The 237-nt window shown below is 55.7% G+C and carries 1 protein-coding gene; it reads right to left on the bottom strand.

The window, feature by feature from the left end; all coding sequences use genetic code 11:
- The coding region (locus KMS84_RS43345) for a chemotaxis protein CheB (RefSeq protein ID WP_368860726.1) at positions 1 to 223 on the bottom strand (223 nt) is incomplete at its 3' end.
- Positions 224 to 237: the final 14 nt, after the last annotated feature.

The raw sequence follows: 237 nt of genomic DNA, 5'->3' as shown, positions 1-237 counted from the left end.
GGCGTTGCGCAGGGGAGATTACATATACATGGTTGCGTTCGATGGGCACCGCAGAAACAAGTTGGGTTACCGGCATCTTGGTTCGGGAAGTGATCAGTTTTCCTGCGCTGCTTTGGTGATCGGGTGACAGGTGCAGTACCACCACGAACGCCATTCCACTCTGAGCTGGCATGTGCTCGAAGAAGCTCTGAACTGCCTGCAATCCGCCTGCGGAAGCTCCGATGCCTACTACCGGAA

It is taken from the genome of Streptomyces hilarionis (assembly GCF_024539675.1).
GTDB lineage: Bacteria > Actinomycetota > Actinomycetes > Streptomycetales > Streptomycetaceae > Streptomyces > Streptomyces hilarionis.
The sequence above is the reverse complement of the archived record's forward strand: the minus strand, read 5'-3'. Positions and strand labels throughout refer to the sequence as shown.